The 17,718-nt window shown below is 58.2% G+C and carries 20 protein-coding genes; 12 read left to right on the top strand and 8 right to left on the bottom strand.

Annotation, left to right across the window (positions count from 1 at the left end; all coding sequences use genetic code 11):
• Nucleotides 1-7: 7 nt before the first annotated feature.
• Genes lptM through uvrD form a run of 6 tightly spaced genes read left to right on the top strand, consistent with a single transcriptional unit; the run spans nucleotide 8 to nucleotide 5,587 of the window.
• Nucleotides 8-202: an LPS translocon maturation chaperone LptM gene (gene lptM / locus MKZ79_RS20895; protein ID WP_336144580.1), complete on the top strand. Its 195-nt coding sequence runs from the start codon at nucleotides 8-10 to the stop codon at nucleotides 200-202.
• Nucleotides 203-229: 27 nt separating this feature from the next.
• Entirely contained in the window at nucleotides 230-1,054 is an 825-nt protein-coding gene (gene dapF, locus MKZ79_RS20890) for a diaminopimelate epimerase (protein WP_336144549.1), read from the top strand.
• Entirely contained in the window at nucleotides 1,051-1,752 is a 702-nt protein-coding gene (locus tag MKZ79_RS20885) for a DUF484 domain-containing protein (protein WP_336144548.1), read from the top strand. The genes dapF and MKZ79_RS20885 overlap by 4 nt, the downstream gene beginning before the upstream one ends.
• Nucleotides 1,749-2,654 (top strand): tyrosine recombinase XerC, encoded by a 906-nt coding sequence (gene xerC, locus MKZ79_RS20880; protein ID WP_336144547.1) that lies wholly within the window; start codon nucleotides 1,749-1,751, stop codon nucleotides 2,652-2,654. The genes MKZ79_RS20885 and xerC overlap by 4 nt, the downstream gene beginning before the upstream one ends.
• Entirely contained in the window at nucleotides 2,654-3,370 is a 717-nt protein-coding gene (gene yigB, locus MKZ79_RS20875) for a 5-amino-6-(5-phospho-D-ribitylamino)uracil phosphatase YigB (protein ID WP_336144546.1), read from the top strand. Before xerC ends, yigB begins: the two co-directional genes overlap by 1 nt.
• Nucleotides 3,371-3,424: 54 nt before the next feature.
• Complete coding sequence (gene uvrD, locus MKZ79_RS20870) at nucleotides 3,425-5,587, top strand: DNA helicase II (protein ID WP_336144545.1); 2,163 nt, start codon at nucleotides 3,425-3,427, stop codon at nucleotides 5,585-5,587.
• A 30-nt stretch (nucleotides 5,588-5,617) separates the two neighbouring features.
• Here the strand turns inward: uvrD and MKZ79_RS20865 are convergent, their stop codons facing one another.
• Nucleotides 5,618-6,091 (bottom strand): WbuC family cupin fold metalloprotein, encoded by a 474-nt coding sequence (locus MKZ79_RS20865; protein WP_336144544.1) that lies wholly within the window; start codon nucleotides 6,089-6,091, stop codon nucleotides 5,618-5,620.
• An 88-nt stretch (nucleotides 6,092-6,179) separates the two neighbouring features.
• Here MKZ79_RS20865 and ysgD point away from each other — a divergent pair, with 88 nt between their 5' ends.
• Nucleotides 6,180-6,236, top strand: coding sequence for a YsgD/CorL family protein (ysgD, locus tag MKZ79_RS21300; RefSeq protein ID WP_367317867.1), 57 nt, complete (start codon nucleotides 6,180-6,182; stop codon nucleotides 6,234-6,236).
• 129 nt (nucleotides 6,237-6,365) lie between these two features.
• A complete protein-coding gene (gene corA, locus MKZ79_RS20860) occupies nucleotides 6,366-7,319 on the top strand; it encodes a magnesium/cobalt transporter CorA (protein ID WP_336144543.1) in 954 nt (317 codons plus the stop codon).
• Between the two features lie 7 nt (nucleotides 7,320-7,326).
• Here the strand turns inward: corA and mdtI are convergent, their stop codons facing one another.
• The 4 genes from mdtI to MKZ79_RS20840 form a co-directional block, all read right to left on the bottom strand.
• Nucleotides 7,327-7,656, bottom strand: coding sequence for a multidrug/spermidine efflux SMR transporter subunit MdtI (mdtI, locus tag MKZ79_RS20855; protein WP_336144542.1), 330 nt, complete (start codon nucleotides 7,654-7,656; stop codon nucleotides 7,327-7,329).
• Entirely contained in the window at nucleotides 7,643-7,993 is a 351-nt protein-coding gene (mdtJ, locus tag MKZ79_RS20850) for a multidrug/spermidine efflux SMR transporter subunit MdtJ (RefSeq protein WP_336144541.1), read from the bottom strand. The genes mdtI and mdtJ overlap by 14 nt, the downstream gene beginning before the upstream one ends.
• A 372-nt stretch (nucleotides 7,994-8,365) precedes the next feature.
• On the bottom strand, nucleotides 8,366-9,265 hold the full coding sequence (gene rarD, locus MKZ79_RS20845; RefSeq protein WP_336144540.1) for an EamA family transporter RarD: 900 nt from the start codon (nucleotides 9,263-9,265) through the stop codon (nucleotides 8,366-8,368).
• A gap of 25 nt (nucleotides 9,266-9,290) precedes the next feature.
• Nucleotides 9,291-9,764 carry a thioesterase family protein gene (locus MKZ79_RS20840; RefSeq protein ID WP_336144539.1) on the bottom strand — a complete coding sequence of 158 codons (474 nt, stop codon included), beginning with the start codon at nucleotides 9,762-9,764 and terminating at the stop codon, nucleotides 9,291-9,293.
• Between the two features lie 153 nt (nucleotides 9,765-9,917).
• Between MKZ79_RS20840 and pldA the strand changes: the two genes are divergently transcribed.
• Both pldA and recQ read left to right on the top strand, forming a co-directional pair.
• Nucleotides 9,918-10,796, top strand: a complete 879-nt coding sequence (gene pldA, locus MKZ79_RS20835; protein WP_336144538.1) for a phospholipase A — start codon at nucleotides 9,918-9,920, stop codon at nucleotides 10,794-10,796.
• A 50-nt stretch (nucleotides 10,797-10,846) separates the two neighbouring features.
• On the top strand, nucleotides 10,847-12,676 hold the full coding sequence (gene recQ / locus MKZ79_RS20830) for an ATP-dependent DNA helicase RecQ (protein WP_336144537.1): 1,830 nt from the start codon (nucleotides 10,847-10,849) through the stop codon (nucleotides 12,674-12,676).
• 43 nt (nucleotides 12,677-12,719) lie between these two features.
• Here recQ and rhtB read toward each other — a convergent pair whose 3' ends face one another.
• Entirely contained in the window at nucleotides 12,720-13,343 is a 624-nt protein-coding gene (rhtB, locus tag MKZ79_RS20825) for a homoserine/homoserine lactone efflux protein (protein ID WP_336144536.1), read from the bottom strand.
• 104 nt (nucleotides 13,344-13,447) lie between these two features.
• Here rhtB and pldB point away from each other — a divergent pair, with 104 nt between their 5' ends.
• Together pldB and yigL are read left to right on the top strand one after the other, a co-directional pair.
• The gene (pldB, locus tag MKZ79_RS20820) at nucleotides 13,448-14,428 is read left to right on the top strand and encodes a lysophospholipase L2 (RefSeq protein WP_336144535.1); all 981 of its coding nucleotides are present in this window, start codon (nucleotides 13,448-13,450) and stop codon (nucleotides 14,426-14,428) included.
• Between the two features lie 49 nt (nucleotides 14,429-14,477).
• Complete coding sequence (gene yigL, locus MKZ79_RS20815; protein WP_336144534.1) at nucleotides 14,478-15,278, top strand: sugar/pyridoxal phosphate phosphatase YigL; 801 nt, start codon at nucleotides 14,478-14,480, stop codon at nucleotides 15,276-15,278.
• Nucleotides 15,279-15,310: 32 nt separating this feature from the next.
• On the opposite strand, the gene glpQ is transcribed toward yigL, so the two are convergent.
• The gene (glpQ, locus tag MKZ79_RS20810; protein WP_336144533.1) at nucleotides 15,311-16,357 is read right to left on the bottom strand and encodes a glycerophosphodiester phosphodiesterase; all 1,047 of its coding nucleotides are present in this window, start codon (nucleotides 16,355-16,357) and stop codon (nucleotides 15,311-15,313) included.
• Entirely contained in the window at nucleotides 16,354-17,697 is a 1,344-nt protein-coding gene (gene glpT, locus MKZ79_RS20805; protein ID WP_336144532.1) for a glycerol-3-phosphate transporter, read from the bottom strand. The genes glpQ and glpT overlap by 4 nt, the downstream gene beginning before the upstream one ends.
• Nucleotides 17,698-17,718 lie beyond the last annotated feature (21 nt).

Here is a 17,718-nt window from a genome sequence, read left to right as displayed (position 1 = left end):
AACAAGCATGAAGAAGATGATTTGCCGAATGGCGCTGGCGCTGGCCGTAGTCAGCCTGGCGGGATGCGGATTGAAAGGCCCTCTCTATTTTCCGAAGCAGGAACAGCCGCAGACAGGCGTGAAGCCGGCACAGCCGAAAAGCGTCGACGGCGCGCCGCAGCAGTCAAAAACCACCGATGCGGAACGGCAATCGGCTCAGTAACCCATGACGCACTCGCTGGAGCCAAACATGCAGTTCTCCAAAATGCACGGTCTGGGCAATGACTTTATGGTAGTCGACGCCGTGACGCAAAATGTCTATTTCTCCCCCGAACTGATCCGTCGGCTGGCGGATCGGCATCTGGGGATCGGCTTCGATCAGCTGTTGATCGTGGAACCGCCTTACGATCCCGATCTCGATTTTCACTATCGCATTTTCAACGCCGACGGCAGCGAAGTGGCGCAGTGCGGCAACGGCGCGCGCTGTTTTGCCCGTTTTGTACGCCTGAAAGGGCTGACCAACAAAAACGATATTCGCGTCAGCACGCAAACCGGCAGGATGGTGCTGAGCGTCACGCCGGACGAGCTGGTTTGCGTCAATATGGGCGAGCCGAATTTCGAGCCGCAGCAGGTGCCGTTTCGCGCCAATAAGGCAGAAAACCTCTATCTGATGCGCGCGGCGGAGCAGACCGTCATGTGCGGCGTGGTATCGATGGGCAACCCGCACTGCGTGCTGCAGGTCGACAGCGTGAAAACCGCGCTGGTGGAAACCTTAGGCCCGGTACTGGAAAGCCACGAGCGTTTCCCCGAGCGGGTTAACGTCGGCTTTATGGAAGTGGTCAGCCGCGAGCATATTCGCCTGCGCGTTTACGAGCGCGGCGCGGGCGAAACTCAGGCGTGCGGCAGCGGCGCCTGTGCGGCGGTAGCGGTCGGCATTCAGCAGACGCTGCTGGCGGAAAAAGTGCGCGTCGATCTGCCGGGCGGCAGCCTGAATATTGCATGGAAAGGGCCGGGTCATCCGCTCTATATGACAGGGCCGGCCACTCACGTTTACGACGGATTTATTCATCTATGAAACATGTCAGCGAGGCCGCCAGCGACATCCTGCTGGACGATCGAGCCGTCAGCGAATACCTGCTGCAAAACCCGGATTTCTTTATCCGCAACGCCCGTCAGGTCGAACAGATGGTGGTGCCGCATCCGATACGCGGCACGGTTTCTCTGGTGGAGTGGCAGCTAAGCCGCCAGCGGCATCAGATCGCGCAGCTGGAAGAGGAAATCACGCTGCTGATGGAACAGGCCAGCGCTAACCATCGGCTGTTCGAGCAGCTTTTAGCGCTTCAGGCGCGGATGGCGGCGGCCGACAGCCTGCATGAAATGCTCAACCGGCTGCACCGCTGGGCGCGCGAGTTGGGTCTGGCGGGCGCCAACGTGCGCCTGTTCAGCGAAAAGTGGCGCATCGGCGCGCCTTCCGACTTCACGCAGCTGGCGCTGTCGCGACAGGCTTTCGAACCGGTACGTATCCAGCGGCTGGGCAAACAGCAGCACTACCTGGGCAACCTGAACGGCCCGGAACTGCTGCTGCTGCTGCCGCAGGCCAAAGCGGTCGGCTCGGTGGCGATGTCGCTGCTGGGCGAGCGCGGCGAGCTGGGCGTGCTGATCTTCAGCAGCCGCGACAGCCAGCACTACCAGGCCGGCATGGGCACGGTGCTGCTGCAACATCTCGCGCAGATGCTGCCGGAACTGCTGCAGCGCTGGGTGGAAAGAGTATGAGCGCCTCGCCTCTACAGCCGGCCGTAGAGGGCTTTCTGCGCTATCTGAAAGTGGAACGTCAGCTCAGTCCGCTTACGCAAATCAGCTATGAGCGTCAGCTTGGCGCCTGCGTAGCTGTACTGGACGAGATGAAGCTTACCGCCTGGGAGAAGCTGGACGCGGCTCAGGTGCGCTCGCTGGCCGCGCGCAGCCGTCGAGCCGGACTGAAGCCCGCCAGCCTCGCGCTGCGGCTCTCTGCGCTGCGAAGCTTTCTGGACTGGCAAATCAGCCAGGGAAAACTGAAAGCCAATCCGGCCAAAGGCGTCGCCACGCCGCGTGCGTCGCGCCATCTGCCAAAAAACATCGACGTTGACGAAGTGAGTCGCCTGCTGGATATCGACCTTAACGATCCGCTGGCGGTGCGTGACAGAGCGATGCTGGAAGTGATGTATGGCGCGGGACTGCGTCTTGCCGAGCTGGTGGGCATCGATCTCGCCCATCTCGATCTGGCTTCCGGCGAAGTCTGGGTATCGGGCAAAGGCAGCAAAGAGCGTCGCCTGCCGATTGGCCGTACAGCGGTGGAATGGACAGAACGCTGGCTGGCGCTGCGCGAGCTGTTCGCGCCTGAGGATAACGCGCTGTTTCTGTCAAAGCAGGGCAAACGGATCTCGGCTCGCAACGTGCAAAAGCGCTTTGCGGAATGGGGAATAAAACAGGGGCTTTCCAGCCATATTCACCCGCACAAGCTGCGCCACTCTTTTGCCACCCATATGCTGGAATCGAGCGGCGATCTGCGCGCGGTACAGGAGCTGCTGGGCCACGCTAACCTGACTACCACCCAAATCTATACCCATCTTGATTTTCAACATCTGGCTTCGGTTTACGACGCCGCGCATCCCCGTGCCAAACGAGGAAAAACCTGATGCATTTTTACCGTTCGCTACGCCCGGTTGCGGCCATGACTTTCGATCTGGACGATACGCTCTATGACAATCGACCGGTGATCAGCCGCACCGCCAAAGAAACCCATGCGTTTTTGCAGGCTTATCATCCGGCGCTGGCCGGGTTTACCCCTTTGCAGTATCAGCAGCTGCGCGACAGCCTGCTTGAGCAGGAGCCGGAAATTTATCACGACGTCAGCGAATGGCGCCGTCGTGCGGTGGAGCTGGCGATGCGCAACATCGGCCTTAGCGCGCAGGAAGCGGAGAAAGGCTCGCGCGAAGTGATGGCGCATTTCGCCCACTGGCGCAGCCAGATCGAGGTGCCTGAAGAGACGCACAGCACGCTGGCCGCGCTGGCGGCGAAAATCCCGCTGGTGGCGATCACCAACGGCAACGCCGAGCCGCATCTGTTCGGGCTGGATAAATACTTTAAATTTATCCTGCGAGCCGGGCCGCACGGCCGCGCCAAGCCTTATCACGATATGTATCATCTGGCGGCGAAGAAACTTAATCTGCCTCGCGAAAATATCCTGCATGTCGGCGACGACCTGACAACGGACGTAGCGGGCGCGGTGCGCTGCGGTATGCAGGCGTGCTGGATCAATCTGCGCGACGACAACCTGATGCGGGCTGGCGACAGTCGTTTGCTGCCGACGCTGGAAATTTCGCAGTTGGCATCCCTGACCGCGTTGTTATAATACGCTGGTTAAATATCCAGTGGAGCAACAGCTTCCCTTAACCTGACGGTGCTTATGGACGTTTCTGACCTTCTCGACGGCTTGAATGATAAACAACGCGAGGCCGTAGCCGCGCCGCGCAGCAATTTGCTGGTGCTTGCAGGTGCGGGCAGCGGCAAAACTCGCGTGCTGGTGCATCGCATCGCCTGGCTGCTGGGGGTTGAAAACTGTTCGCCTTACTCCATTATGGCTGTCACCTTCACCAACAAGGCGGCGGCGGAGATGCGCCACCGTATCGAGCAGCTGATTGGCACCAGCCAGGGCGGCATGTGGATCGGCACCTTCCACGGCCTGGCGCACCGCCTGCTGCGCGCTCATCATCTGGATGCGAATCTGCCGCAGGATTTCCAGATTCTGGACAGCGAAGATCAGATGCGCCTGTTAAAGCGCCTGATCAAGGCGATGAACCTGGACGAGAAGCAGTGGCCCGCCCGTCAGGCGATGTGGTACATCAACGGCAAAAAAGATGAAGGGCTGCGGCCTAAACATATCGAAAGCTATGGCAATCCCGTCGAGCAAACCTGGCTGCGCATCTATCAGGCCTATCAGGAAGCCTGCGATCGCGCCGGGCTGGTGGATTTCGCCGAGCTGCTGCTGCGCGCCCACGAGCTGTGGCTGAACAAGCCGCATATTCTCAACCACTACCGCGAGCGCTTCACCAATATCCTGGTGGACGAATTCCAGGACACCAACAATATCCAGTACGCCTGGATCAGAATGCTGGCGGGCGACAGCGGCAAAGTGATCATCGTTGGCGACGACGACCAGTCGATCTACGGCTGGCGCGGCGCGCAGGTGGAAAATATTCAGCGCTTCCTTAACGATTTCCACGGCGCGGAAACCATTCGCCTGGAGCAGAACTACCGCTCCACCAACAACATCCTGAAAGCGGCCAACGCCCTGATTGCCAATAACAACGGTCGCCTGGGCAAAGAGCTGTGGACGGACGGCAGCGACGGCGAGCCGATCGCTATCTACTGCGCCTTTAACGAGCTGGACGAAGCCCGCTTCGTGGTTAACCGCATCAAGGTGTGGATGGAAAACGGCGGCGCGCTGAACGACTGCGCGATCCTCTATCGCAGCAACGCCCAGTCGCGCGTGCTGGAAGAGGCGCTGCTGCAAACCAGTATGCCGTACCGTATTTACGGCGGTATGCGCTTCTTCGAACGTCAGGAAATCAAAGACTCGCTGGCCTATCTGCGGCTGATTGCCAACCGTAACGACGACGCCGCCTTTGAGCGCGTGGTCAATACGCCAACCCGCGGCATCGGCGACCGCACGCTGGACGTGGTGCGCCAAACCGCGCGCGAGCGGCAGCTGACGCTGTGGCAAACCGCGCGCGTGCTGCTGCAGGAAAAAGCGCTGGCCGGACGTGCCGCTTCGGCGCTGCAGCGTTTTATTGAGCTGGTGGATTCGCTGGCGCAGGAAACCAGCGAAATGCCGCTGCATGTGCAGACCGATCGGGTGATCAAGGATTCCGGACTGTGGCTGATGTACGAGCAGGAGAAAGGCGAGAAAGGCCAGGCGCGCATCGAAAACCTTGAGGAGCTGGTCAACGCCACGCGGCAGTACAGCTATCAGGATGAAGACGAAGATCTGATGCCGCTGCAGGCGTTTTTATCGCACGCGGCGCTGGAGGCGGGCGAAGGCCAGGCGGATAAGTGGCAGGACGCGGTGCAGCTGATGACCATGCACGCGGCCAAAGGGCTGGAGTTCCGCCAGGTCTTTATCGTCGGTATGGAAGAGGGCATGTTCCCCAGCCAGATGTCGCTGGAAGAGGGCGGCAGGCTGGAGGAAGAGCGCCGTCTGGCCTATGTCGGCGTTACGCGCGCCATGCAGAAGCTGACGCTGACCTACGCGGAGACGCGTCGCCTGTACGGCAAAGAGGTTTATCACCGGCCTTCGCGCTTTATCGGCGAGCTGCCGGAAGAGTGCATAGAAGAAGTGCGCCTGCGCGCCAGCATCAGCCGGCCGGTCAGCCACCAGCGCATGGGCACGCCGGTGGCGCAAAACGACAGCGGCTTTACGCTTGGCCAGCGCGTGCGTCACGCCAAATTCGGCGAAGGCACCATCGTCAACCTGGAAGGCAGCGGCGATCACAGCCGACTCCAGGTAGCGTTCCAGGGCCAGGGCATCAAGTGGCTGGTGGCCGCCTACGCGAAGCTGGAAACGGTGTAAGATTTTACCGGGCGGCGCCGCCCGGTTTGCTTAACGCGAGTAGCGATCGCCCGGCTGCGCGCTGGCGTACCAGGCCATCACTTCGGCCGTGCCTTCGCCGCCTTCCGGCGGCGCCCAGGGCATGCAGTCCTCTTCCGCCAGCGCCCGATAAGGGCCGTGCTTCACTTCAAAAATCACGCCGCCTTTATCCAGCGACAGCACCGCATGCCAGGTAAAAGCGGGCATCTCCTGCAACAAAACCTCTTCGCCCAGAAGAGTGCGATCGGTCACTTCGCCCGCGTCGTTAAACTGCAGCACCACAAAGCGTCCTTTCAGCGGCGTAAGCAGCTCCCAGGTTTGCGGATGGCGGTGCGGACGGATGTAGGTGCCTGGCTCCATGGCGATAGCCAGGCGCTGTACCGGCTCGGCGAGATCGTCATGCAGCGTACGGTGCGAACGCAGGCGAGCCACGCTGGCGGCCTGTTCGCTCATGCTGTTTAAATCGGAACGGGTGATCTGTTTCATTCGAATCCTTATTATCCGGGGTTGCTGTTGACGCCATTTTCGGCACAGCGTAACATGCGCGCACTATTACCCTGAGAGGACATTCGCCTTGGACACACCCAGTAGATACTGGCTCATCGACCTGGAAAACAGGTACAACTCCTAAGGCTATCCTTCTCCGCCGATAGCCTTCGTGGTTGTTGGCGACCCGCATCCCGCGTCGCTCTGAGTCAGATCGACCGAATCCTCCCGTGTTCAGGCGCGTCCCATGTTATGACGAATTGGGAGTACAGCTATGCTGAGCGCATTTAAACTTGAAAGCAGCCGCCTTGCCCGCCTTGAGCTGGAAGAGACCGCCGACGAACTGACCAGTTCGGTGTGGGTCGATCTGATTGAACCAGAAGAGAACGAGCGCGATCGCGTGCAGAGCGAGCTGGGCCAGAGCCTGGCGACGCGCCCCGAGCTGGAAGATATCGAAGCCTCCGCACGCTTTTTCGAAGATGAAGACGGTCTGCATATTCACTCCTTTTTCTTTTATGAAGATGCGGAAGACCATGCCGGCAACTCAACCGTGGCCTTCACCATCCGTGACGGACGTCTCTATACCTTACGCGAGCGCGAGCTGCCCGCTTTCCGTCTCTACCGTATGCGCGCGCGCAACCAGACTCTGATCGACGGCAACGCCTACGAGCTGCTGCTGGATCTGTTCGAAACCAAAATCGAGCAGCTGGCGGATGAAATCGAAAATATCTACAGCGATCTGGAAAAGCTTAGCCGCGTAATTATGGAAGGCCAGCAGGGCGATGAGTTTGATGCCGCGCTCTCCACGCTGGCGGAACTGGAGGATATCGGCTGGAAGGTGCGCCTCTGCCTGATGGATACCCAGCGCGCGCTGAACTTCCTGGTGCGCAAGGCGCGTCTGCCGGGCAATCAGCTGGAGCAGGCGCGCGAAATTCTGCGCGATATCGAATCGCTGCTGCCGCATAACGAATCCCTGTTCCAGAAGGTCAACTTCCTGATGCAGGCGGCAATGGGCTTTATCAATATCGAGCAGAACCGCATTATCAAAATTTTCTCGGTGGTGTCGGTGGTGTTCCTGCCGCCAACGCTGGTCGCCTCCAGCTACGGCATGAACTTTGAATTCATGCCCGAGCTGAAATGGAGCTTCGGCTATCCTGGCGCAATCTGCCTGATGATCCTGGCGGGCCTGGCGCCTTACGCCTACTTCAAGCGTAAAAACTGGCTATAGCGTTTTATCAGGCGAACTTAATCAGCACCATGCCGACCAGCAGTATGCCGATGCCGAACCAGCCGCGCCAGGTCAGGCGCTGACCAAACAGGATCAGGCCGGCTGATGCGGTGGCGACGATGCCGAATCCGCCCCACAGCGCGTAGGCCACCGAAAGGTCGATGCCTTTCACGGCCTGCGCCAGCGCGCTAAAGGCGGCCAGTACCGCGGCTATCGAAGAGAGGCCGTAAAGCGGGCGGCGAAAGCCGTTGGAATACTTCAGGAAAATATTAGCCAGGATCTCCAGCACCACGGCCAGCGCCAGCCAGGCGATATGCGTCCAGTTAAGCGGCGACATGTTTCGTCTCCCTGCGTGCTACGGTGCCCGATTTTACCAGGGCGATACCTGTCACCAGCGTCGCCAGTCCGGCAATTTTCATCAGGCTCAGCGACTCCTCAAACAGCATCACGCTGAACAGCGTGATAAACAGAACGCCGACGCCTTCCCATATCGCATAGGCGACGCCCAGCGCGATTTTTTTAACGGCGAAACAGAGCGAAATATAAGAAAGGGCGATCATCGTCAGCATAAAAATATAGCCTGCGGCGTGGCCGTTAAGGCTGGCCCATTTCATCGCCAGCGTGCCGACAATTTCAAATACGATGGCGAGCGCCAGTAATAACCAGTACAGCATTTTCTCTCTCCGGAATATGAGATAAATAAATTTGTGCGAATAAACGCGGAAAAAAATCCGTAGAGAAAAGGCTACAGCGCGAAACGCCAGTGCCGATCGGTGATAAGATGACAGAAGGGCCGGTTAAAGGAAAAAGCAGGGAGCATCAGGGAAATGAACAAAGTGTCCATAAATTTACAACTCATCCACGCTATTGCTTCTCATCCTGGTGGAGTGAATATTGTCCTCGGTAGTTAAACACGCCGCTATTCTGGCACTATCCTGAATCACTGTGCCAAAACATTTGCACTCATTTACGAAGATAAATTAAGGTTGCGAATTTTAATAAGTTGTTAATTACGCCGGATGCGTCCATCCGGCGCGACAGAATAATTAAATGCTGGCCGAACGATGACGTTTTAGCGTCACCAGCGCGTCAAAAATAAACAGAGCCAGCGCCGCCCAGATAAAGGTGAACGTCACTGCTTTATCCGGCGTCATGGTTTCACCGTAAAAAATCACCGCCAGCAGGAACATCAGCGTCGGGCCGAGGTACTGGAAAAACCCTACCGTAGAAAGACGCAGACGCGTGCAGGCGGCGGTAAACAGCATCAGCGGCACCGTGGTTACCACGCCAGCGGCGATCAGCAGCAAATTCAGCGAGGTCGGATTCTGCGTCAGATGGCTGGTTGAGCTGTCGGCAATGCCAAAAAGATAGATCGCGGCGGCGGGCAGCAGCCAGCTGGTTTCAAGCAGCATCCCTGTTTGCGCGTCGATACCGATCTTTTTACGCACCAGTCCATACAGCGAAAAGGTTATCGCCAGGCCCAGCGCGATGATCGGCACCGAGCCAAACTTCCACAGCTGCACGAGCACGCCGCAGGCGGCCAGCGCCAGCGCCAGCCACTGCAAGCGGCGAAAGCGCTCGCCCAGGAACAGCATGCCCACCAGCACGTTGAGCAGCGGATTAATAAAGTAACCCAGGCTGGCTTCCAGAATATGGTTGTTGTTCACGGCCCAGATAAAGATCAGCCAGTTACTGCACACCAGCGTGGCGGACACCGCCAGCAGCAGCACCTTTTTCGGCGTTTTAAAAGCCGCTTTCACCTTGCTCCAGCTGCGACTCAGGCTCAGCAGCAGCAGCATAAAAAAGAACGACCAGATCACGCGGTGCGTCATGATTTCGCCGGGCGCGACCTGCTGCAGCAGCTTGAAATAAGCGGGCGCGATGCCCCAGATAAAATAAGCGCCCAGCGCGTAAAAAATGCCCTGACGAGTTTGCTGCGCATCCATGTACTCTCACTCCTTTAAAGTTGGCTTAGCCTACAAGATAGGTTGCTGTGGTGCTGGCGATATAAAGTCCGGCGTCATTATGCAGCTCAACACGCGCCACCGCGACTTTATTGCCGCCGCGCAGCAAACTGCTGGTGGCGATAAAATGCTCGCCTCGGCCTGGCCGCAGATAGTCGACGCGCAGATCGATAGTGCCCATGCGTGACAGCCGCTGGCGCAGTTCTTCTTCCGTGATAGTTTCCTGCCGTGTCAACGCGCTGCTGACGCAGACCAGACCCGCCGCGACGTCCAGCACCGCCGCAATCACGCCGCCGTGCAGAATTTTTTGCGCGACATTCCCCACCAGCTGCGGCTGGTTAGCGAAACTCAGCTCGGCGTACTCCGGCTCCAGCCGCTCCAGCTTCAGGCCCAGCGCGCGGTTGAACGGCATATCATAAACAAAAATCTCCCCGATCAGACGGCGGGCGGCGGCCTGGTCGAGCTGTGCAGGTGAAATCATAAATATTTCCTCTAAGCCGCTTATCGGACTGACTATTTTTATCCGCTGTTAACGGGCCATTCACTTTACAAAAACAGCACTAATGTCGGCCACTAATTCTGTGTAGAATGGCGTGCTTTTTATCCATTAACCCTGCTAGTTCTGGAGAATTTTATGTCGATGCTGAAAGGCCCGCTGGCTGCAGCGCTCCTTTTCCCTTGCCTGGCCCTGGCGCAGGAAGCCCGGGTTTCAGAGGTGCATGACCAGCCCGCGGTGCGCGGCAGTATTATTGCTAACCTTCTGGAAAAGCATGACAACCCTTTCGTACTTTTTCCCTACGAAAGCAACTATCTGCTCTACACCGATACCAGCAATATCAATAAAGAGGCGATTGAATCCTATAACTGGGCGGATAAGGCGAAGCACGACGAGGTAAAATTCCAGCTTAGCCTGGCCTTTCCTCTCTGGCGGGGCATTTTAGGTGACAACTCGGTGCTTGCCGCCTCTTATACTCAGGCGTCCTGGTGGCAGCTTTCCAACCGCGGCGGTTCGTCGCCGTTCCGTGAAACCGACTATCAGCCGCAGATCTTCCTCGGCTGGGCGACCGACTACAGCTTTGCCGGCTGGACGCTGCGCGACGTGGAGCTGGGATTAAACCACCAGTCCAACGGCCGCTCTGAGCCGACTTCCCGCAGCTGGAACCGCGTATATGCCCGTTTGATGGCGCAAAACGGCAACTGGATGGTGGAGGCCAAACCCTGGTACCGTCTTCCGGAAAACGAAAATAATGACGATAACCCTGATATCACCAAATACATGGGGTATTATCGCCTGACGGTCGGTTACCAGCTGGGCGAGAGCATTTTCAGCCTGCAGGGCAACTACAACTGGAACAGCGGCTTCGGCGGCGCGCAGGCGGGCTGGAGCTATCCGATTACCGAACATGTCCGCTTCTATACGCAGGTCTTTAGCGGCTACGGCGAATCGCTAATCGACTATAACCATCGTCAGACCAGGGTCGGCGTCGGTGTCATACTGAACGACCTGTTTTAACGCATTCCGGGCGGCCATCATGCGTCGCCCGCCATCAAGTTGGGGTATACGTGTCTACGGCTGCAGTGATCACTCATGAGATGCTGGCGCAACAGGTTTTGCAGGAAACCTTTGGCTACCAGCAGTTTCGTCCCGGCCAGCAAACCATTATTCAGGCTTCGCTGGAAGGGCGCGACTGTCTGGTGGTTATGCCGACCGGCGGCGGCAAATCGCTTTGCTATCAGATTCCGGCGCTGGTGCGCGACGGGCTGACGCTGGTGGTGTCGCCGCTGATCTCGCTGATGAAGGATCAGGTCGACCAGCTGCTGGCTAACGGCGTGGCCGCCGCCTGCCTGAACTCGACGCAGACGCGCGAAGAGCAGCAGGAGGTTTTCGCTGGCTGCCGCACGGGCAGGATCAAGCTGCTCTATATCGCGCCCGAACGCCTGATGATGGATAACTTCCTGGATAACCTGGCGCACTGGAACCCGGCGATGCTGGCGGTGGACGAAGCGCACTGCATCTCGCAGTGGGGCCACGATTTCCGCCCGGAATATGGCGCGCTGGGCCAGCTGCGGCAAAGGCTGCCGGAGGTGCCGGTGATGGCGCTGACCGCCACCGCCGACGAAACCACGCGGCTGGATATCGCGCGCCTGCTGCAGCTGGACGATCCGCTTATCCTGGTCAGCAGCTTCGACCGTCCCAATATTCGCTATACGCTGGTGGAGAAGTTCAAGCCGACCGAGCAGCTGCTCCGCTACGTGCAGGATCAGCGCGGCAAGTGCGGCATCATCTACTGCAACAGCCGGGCGAAGGTGGAAGACACCGCCGCGCGTCTGCAAAGCCGTGGTCTGAGCGTGGGCGCCTATCACGCCGGGATGGACAACGTGCATCGCGCTCGCGTGCAGGAGGCTTTCCAGCGCGATGATTTACAAATTGTCGTCGCTACCGTCGCCTTCGGTATGGGCATCAACAAACCCAACGTGCGCTTTGTGGTGCACTTTGATATTCCGCGCAACATCGAATCCTACTATCAGGAAACGGGCCGTGCCGGACGCGACGGCCTGCCAGCCGAAGCGCTGATGCTCTACGATCCGGCCGATATGGCCTGGCTGCGCAAATGTCTGGAAGAGAAGGCGCCCGGCCCGTTACAGGATATCGAGCGCCACAAGCTGAACGCGATGGGCGCCTTCGCGGAAGCGCAAACCTGTCGCCGACTGGTGCTGCTGAACTATTTCGGCGAAGGGCGCCAGCAGCCGTGCGATAACTGCGATATCTGTCTCGATCCGCCCAAGCGTTACGACGGCACGGTAGAGGCGCAGAAAGCGCTTTCCTGCATCTATCGTGTCGGCCAGCGCTTCGGCATGGGCTACGTGGTCGAGGTGCTGCGCGGCGCCAACAACCAGCGCATCCGCGATATGCAGCACGACAAGCTGCCGGTCTACGGTATTGGCCGCGATCAGAGCCACGAACACTGGATCAGCGTGATCCGCCAGCTGATTCATCTGGGGCTGGTGACGCAAAATATCGCCATGCACTCCGCGCTACAGCTGACGGAGGCCGCGCGTCCGGTGCTGCGCGGCGAAGCGCCGCTGCTGCTGGCCGTGCCGCGTATGGTCAGCGTCAAACCGCGCAGCAGCAGTCAAAAATCCTTCGGCGGCAACTACGACCGCAAGCTGTTCGCCAAACTGCGCAAGCTGCGTAAAGCGATTGCCGATGAAGAGAATATTCCGCCCTATGTGGTGTTTAACGACGCCACGCTGATCGAGATGGCCGAGCAGATGCCGCTGACCGCATCGGAAATGCTGAGCGTCAACGGCGTCGGCCAGCGCAAGCTGGAGCGCTTCGGCAAGCCGTTTATGGTGATGATCCGCGAGCACGTCGACGGCGAAGAGGAGTAAAGCCGGCGCGCTTATTTACGCGCCGTTTCGCTAGCAGCAATGGTCAGGCGATGCGCCTGGCCGAGGCCAGCAGCGCGCCTACCGCGATAAACATGCCGCCAAACAGCCGGTTCAGCAGCTTCATCTGCTTCGGCCCTTTAATCCAGGCCGCAATGCGCTGCGCCAGCGTGGCGTAACCGATCATCACGATAATATCGACCACGACCGTGGTGACGCCCAGCACCAGATACTGCATCGCCTGCGGCTGATGCGGAATAATAAATTGCGGAAACAGCGCTGCCAGAAACACGATGCTTTTCGGGTTGGTGAGATTCACCAGCACCGCGCGCTGAAAGAGCTTGCGGCGCGGCATCGCTTTGGTGACGGCCTGCAGATCGATGGCGCCAGCGGCGCGCCACTGCTGAATACCCAGCCAGATCAGGTAAGCCGCGCCCGCCCATTTCAGCACTTCGAACGCCAGCACGGACTGTGAAAACAGCGCGCCCAGCCCGATGCCGACCAGCAGAATATGCGCCGACAGTCCAACCTGCAGGCCGCTAATCGACGCCGCCGCGCCGCGATAGCCGTGGCTGATACCGGTACTCATGGTGTTGATCGCGCCGGAACCCGGCGAAAGGCTTAAGATGCTGGTAGTTAAAAGATAGGCCAGCCACCATTGGATGGTCATTGGGTCAGACTCCCTGATAGCGCAGAAGTATGACACAATACGCCATTGCGGCGGCACGAGCTACGAGGAGCGTGCGGAATGAGAAAAAAGCGGAGAACGGGTCGATGAACAAGCAGGCCTGGCGGCGGCGTGAACAGGCCTTCGCCGCTTTTGCCACCGGCCCGCTGCTGGCGTTCTGGCAGCGACGGGAAGAGGACGAATTTACCGGCGTGGAAAATGTTCCCATTCGCTATGTCCGCTTCACCTCACCGCAACATGACAAAGTTATTCTGATCTGCCCGGGACGTATCGAAAGCTATGTGAAATATCCCGAGCTGGCTTACGATCTCTTTCACTGCGGTTACGACATCATTATCGTCGATCATCGCGGCCAGGGACGTTCCGGACGGCTGCTGCAGGATTCCCATCGCGGTCATGTGGAGCTGTTCGACCACTATGTGGACGATCTGGAAACGCTCTACTTAAAAGAGATCCTCAGCCGCCGCTATCAGCGCCGCTATGCGCTGGCGCACTCTATGGGCGGCGCGATCCTGACGCTGATGCTGACCCGGCAGCCGCGAGCTTTTGACGCGGTCGCGCTGGCCTCGCCCATGTTCGGCATTTTTCTGCCGATGCCGCTGTGGATGACGCACTGCATCCTTAACTGGGCGGAAAAGCGTCCGGCAGTACGCGACGGCTACGCGATAGGCACAGGTCAGTGGCAGCCGCGGCCGTTTGGCATGAACCAGCTGACCCACAGCCGCGAGCGCTATCGCCGCAACCTGCGCTTTTACGCCGACGATCCGGGGCTGCGCGTCGGCGGGCCAACCTACCACTGGGTCAGAGAAGGTATTCTGGCCGGAAAAAATATTCTGGCTCAGGCGAAAGAGATCGTCACGCCGCTGCTGCTGCTACAGGCCGGCGCTGAAAAAGTGGTGGATAACCGCGCGCAGGATCTCTTTTGCCAGGCTATGAAAGCGGCGGGCAACCCTTGCGAAGGGCCGCTGACTATTGCAGGCGCGCGTCATGAGATCTTGTTTGAAAAAGACAGCATGCGCGCCGAAGCGCTGGAGGCCATTACGGCGTTTTTTGCCCGGCATTCCTGATTTTACTGCTCAGATATGGCAACCGTTTCTCACCATTAACAGAGGTTTTATGTATCCGATTGTTGCTTCCGACCTCGACGGCACGCTGCTGTCGCCGGATCACCGTTTATCCGCTTTCGCCCGCGAAACGCTGCAGCTGCTGACGCAAAAAGGCGTCCATTTTGTCTTTGCCACCGGTCGCCACCATATTGACGTCGGCCAGATGCGCGACAGCCTGGGCATTGACGCTTATATGATTACCTCAAACGGCGCGCGCGTGCACAACACCGCCGGCGAGCTGATTTTCAGCCACAACCTGGACGAAGATATCGCGCTTGAGCTGTTTGCTTTACATCATCGCCACGAGGATATCTATACCAACGTCTATCGTGATGAAGAGTGGTTCCTGAACCGTCATCGGTCGGAAGAGATGGATTTTTTCCGCGAGTCCAACTTCAACTATCAAACCTATCAGCCGGACTCCCTGCCGACCGACGGCATCAGTAAAGTGTTCTTCACCTGCGCCAAACCCGAGCTGCTGATCCCGCTGGAAGAGGCGCTGATCGCGCGCTGGGGCGATCGCGTCAACGTCAGCTTCTCGCTGCCGACCTGTCTGGAAGTGATGGCGGGCGGCGTATCTAAAGGCCACGCGCTGGATGCGGTTTCGCGGCTGTTGGGCTTTGGCCTGGCGGACTGCATCTCCTTTGGCGACGGCATGAACGATAAAGAGATGCTGAGCATGGCGGGCAAGGGCTGCATTATGAGCAACTCGCACCAGCGCCTGAAGGATCTGCTGCCGGAGCTGGAAGTGATTGGCAGCAACGTGGATAACGCCGTGCCGAACTATCTGCGCAGGCTGTACAACGTCTGAAAGAAAACCGCCTCCGTAAAGAGGCGGAAATCTTAGCGTTGTAAAAAGTTTACCGCCTTGTCCGGAAAGTCGGTAAACAGGCCGTCGACGCCCGCCTGGTTATAGAGAACGTCGTAGACCCGATCGACGTTTTCCGCCCAGTCGGGCAGCTGGTCGGCCCGCACCGTATAAGGATGAACCACCAGGCCGTTCTGATGCGCCTCTTTCACCATTGGCGTGAAGCGCAGCGTCTCTTTGTCCGATCCGGCGGCTATCAGCATATGATAATCGGGGCCGATGCCGTCGACGTAGCGCGCCAGCGTTTTCATCGCGCCGGGCTGCAGCATCCAGTCATAGCTGTAGTTGACCCACTTGCCGTTTTGCTGCTCCTGAGTCTCTTTTGACGCCGTTTCGGTAATCAGCTGTACCAGTTTTACCTCCATGCCTCTTTGCGGTTCCAGCTCGGTTTTAATCCGTTTAAGCTCGTTGTAGTCAAAGCACTGCAGATAAACGCGATCGCTTTTCGAGGTATAGCCGTACTGCTTAAGCGTATCCAGCACCTTCGCGGAAATATCTTTGCCTTCCTGACGGTGGAACCAGGGCGCTTTGATCTCGGTGTAGATGCCGATATTTTTCCCCGTCGACTGGTTCAGACCCTGAATAAACTCAAGCTCTTCGGCAAAGGTATGGATACGAAAATCAGATTTGCCCATGGGAAAGCGCTGCGGAAAAGTCTGCGTTTTTTTACCGTCCTTTAGCGTAAAGCCTTCGGTAAACTTCAGCCCCTTGATTTCCGCCAGCGTAAAATCGATAGCGTAGTAACGGCCATCTTTTCTGGCGCGATTGGGATAGCGATCCGCTACGTCCGTCACGCGATCCAGGTAGTGATCGTGCAGCACAATCAGTTGATCGTCCTTCGTCATCACCAGATCCTGCTCCAGGAAGTCGGATCCCTGCGCGTAGGCCATCGCTTTCGCCGGCAGAGTATGTTCCGGCAGGTAGCCGCTGGCGCCGCGATGGGCGATAACGATTTTGCCTGTTTCAGCCGCCGTCGCGCCGAGTGAAGCGCCCAGCAGCAGCAGGGCTATCAGCTTATTCATTGCATCACCTCTCTTTTATGTTTGCGCTCGCTCAGCATGGTGATAACCAACAGCACGACCGCCAGCACGCCGCCGCCGATCATCACGATAAAGCCGCCGTCCCAGCCGAAATAATCCACCGTATAGCCCACGATGGCGCTGGCGGCCACCGAACCGCCGAGATAGCCGAACAGCCCGGTAAAGCCCGCTGCGGTGCCCGCCGCTTTCTTCGGCGCCAGCTCCAGAGCATGCAGACCAATCAGCATTACGGGGCCATAAATCAGAAAGCCGATAACGATCATACAGGCGATATCCACGCCGGGATTGCCGGGCGGATTCAGCCAGTAGACCACGGTGGCCAGCGTTACCAGCAGCATAAAGAAGACGCCGGTGGCGCCGCGATTGCCTTTAAACACCTTATCGGACATCCAGCCGCACAGCAGCGTGCCGGGAATACCGGCATACTCATAAAGAAAGTAGGCCCAGGAGGATTTATCCAGCGTGAAATGTTTGACCTCTTTTAAATAGGTCGGCGACCAGTCGAGAATGCCGTAGCGCAGCAGATAGACGAATACGTTAGCCAGCGCGATATACCAGAGCAGTTTATTGGGCAGCACATACTGCATAAATATCTGTTTCGCAGTGAGTTCTTCCTCCTGGCTTTTATCGTAGTCGGGCGGATAGTCGTTTTTATACTCCTCGATCGGCGGCAGCCCGCATGACTGCGGCGTATCGCGCATCAGCGCAAAGGCGAAAACTGCCACCAGCATGGCGGCGAAGGCAGGCATATAAAATGATGCTTTCCAGTCGTTAAACCAGTACATGCCAAGCAAAAACAGCAGCGGCGGAATGCCGCCGCCGACGTTGTGCGCGCAGTTCCAGACGGAGACAATGCCGCCGCGCTCTTTTTGCGACCACCAGTGCACCATGGTGCGTCCGCAGGGCGGCCAGCCCATCCCCTGAAACCAGCCGCAGAGAAACAGCAGCACGAACATCACCATAATGCTGGAGGTGGCCCAGGGCACAAAGCCCATAAACAGCATAACCGCCGCCGCCAGTATTAATCCGGCCGGTAAAAAGACGCGAGGATTGGAGCGATCCGAAACGGAGCCCATAATAAATTTTGAAAAGCCATAGGCAATAGAAATACCGGAAAGCGCGAATCCTAAATCGCCGCGGGAAAATCCCTGTTCAATCAGCGAGGGCATGGCTAACGCAAAATTTTTCCGCACCAGATAATAGGCTGCATAGCCGAAGAAAATGCCGAAAAATATTTGCCAGCGCAGCTTGCGATAAAGCGGATCGATTTCGCTGGCGCTTACGCGCGGCCGATGCGCCGCAGGTTTGAAAACAGATAACATAACAGCCTCCGATGGCGATGT

Origin of the sequence: Erwinia sp. CGal63, from assembly GCF_037026505.1 — a bacterium.
Taxonomy (GTDB): domain Bacteria; phylum Pseudomonadota; class Gammaproteobacteria; order Enterobacterales; family Enterobacteriaceae; genus Erwinia.
The sequence above is the reverse complement of the archived record's forward strand: the minus strand, read 5'-3'. Positions and strand labels throughout refer to the sequence as shown.

Coding starts and splice junctions, on each gene's coding strand:
- yigB (WP_336144546.1), top strand. CDS start 2,654: ATGCATTTTTACCGTTCGCTACGCCCGGTTGCGGCCATGACTTTCGAT.
- MKZ79_RS20865 (WP_336144544.1), bottom strand. CDS start 6,091: ATGAAACAGATCACCCGTTCCGATTTAAACAGCATGAGCGAACAGGCC.
- pldB (WP_336144535.1), top strand. CDS start 13,448: ATGAACAAGCAGGCCTGGCGGCGGCGTGAACAGGCCTTCGCCGCTTTT.
- corA (WP_336144543.1), top strand. CDS start 6,366: ATGCTGAGCGCATTTAAACTTGAAAGCAGCCGCCTTGCCCGCCTTGAG.
- MKZ79_RS20885 (WP_336144548.1), top strand. CDS start 1,051: ATGAAACATGTCAGCGAGGCCGCCAGCGACATCCTGCTGGACGATCGA.
- MKZ79_RS20840 (WP_336144539.1), bottom strand. CDS start 9,764: ATGATTTCACCTGCACAGCTCGACCAGGCCGCCGCCCGCCGTCTGATC.
- uvrD (WP_336144545.1), top strand. CDS start 3,425: ATGGACGTTTCTGACCTTCTCGACGGCTTGAATGATAAACAACGCGAG.
- glpT (WP_336144532.1), bottom strand. CDS start 17,697: ATGTTATCTGTTTTCAAACCTGCGGCGCATCGGCCGCGCGTAAGCGCC.
- lptM (WP_336144580.1), top strand. CDS start 8: ATGAAGAAGATGATTTGCCGAATGGCGCTGGCGCTGGCCGTAGTCAGC.
- mdtI (WP_336144542.1), bottom strand. CDS start 7,656: ATGTCGCCGCTTAACTGGACGCATATCGCCTGGCTGGCGCTGGCCGTG.
- pldA (WP_336144538.1), top strand. CDS start 9,918: ATGTCGATGCTGAAAGGCCCGCTGGCTGCAGCGCTCCTTTTCCCTTGC.
- xerC (WP_336144547.1), top strand. CDS start 1,749: ATGAGCGCCTCGCCTCTACAGCCGGCCGTAGAGGGCTTTCTGCGCTAT.
- yigL (WP_336144534.1), top strand. CDS start 14,478: ATGTATCCGATTGTTGCTTCCGACCTCGACGGCACGCTGCTGTCGCCG.
- mdtJ (WP_336144541.1), bottom strand. CDS start 7,993: ATGCTGTACTGGTTATTACTGGCGCTCGCCATCGTATTTGAAATTGTC.
- dapF (WP_336144549.1), top strand. CDS start 230: ATGCAGTTCTCCAAAATGCACGGTCTGGGCAATGACTTTATGGTAGTC.
- rarD (WP_336144540.1), bottom strand. CDS start 9,265: ATGGATGCGCAGCAAACTCGTCAGGGCATTTTTTACGCGCTGGGCGCT.
- rhtB (WP_336144536.1), bottom strand. CDS start 13,343: ATGACCATCCAATGGTGGCTGGCCTATCTTTTAACTACCAGCATCTTA.
- glpQ (WP_336144533.1), bottom strand. CDS start 16,357: ATGAATAAGCTGATAGCCCTGCTGCTGCTGGGCGCTTCACTCGGCGCG.